Raw genomic sequence first — 634 nt, 5'->3', positions numbered from 1 at the left:
TGAAATCTGGCCAAATCGAGAAGATTAAAATTTAAAATAATTGTCATAGAAAAGCACTCATTTAAAAAAAATACGATCAAGGGATGGGTTTCGAAATCCCTTGAAATTTAAGAATAGATAGGAAAGAAGATAATATGGTAAAGAAAGTAGTAAGACAGTCGACAGCGGCACCGTCGGGATTCAATGGACAATCAAACAGTCAGATTTCTAAGGATGTCATTTTTAGGGATGAAAAAATGGAAGCAATGCAAGCGCTAAAAAAAATCCCCGAAGCGATTGCAAAGTTTAAACGTGTCGGTGAATTGACAGAAATTCGGATACTTAATACTGATCGCGGTACGATATCTGGTTACTTCGATGATCTGGAACAAATGGTTTCAGAAGCGATCCTCTATGATGGGAAGTACAATATTTTCATGACCACAAACCTGGTGAATCCAGAACTCAAAGACAGAAGTCCCAATCATCTGACAACCCATGCCAAACAAACCACCGCTGATTCTGATATCGAAAGTATTCAGTATATCCTCATTGATGTTGACCCAAGACGTCCCGCTGGCTTATCAGCCACTAACAAAGAAAAAGCTAATGCGTATAACCTTGCTGGCGATATCGAGGTTTATCTGGAAGAGCT

At 39.0% G+C, this 634-nt stretch carries 1 pseudogene; it reads left to right on the top strand.

The annotated features are described in order from the left end of the window. Window positions 1-134: 134 nt before the first annotated feature. Window positions 135-634 (top strand): annotated as a pseudogene (locus B3F51_RS11425) (hypothetical protein); the annotation flags it as partial.

The sequence above is a fragment of the Acetobacterium sp. UBA5834 genome (genome assembly GCF_002435675.1).
In the GTDB taxonomy this organism is placed as follows: domain Bacteria; phylum Bacillota; class Clostridia; order Eubacteriales; family Eubacteriaceae; genus Acetobacterium; species Acetobacterium wieringae.
This window is presented reverse-complemented; position numbering and strand designations above follow the sequence as displayed.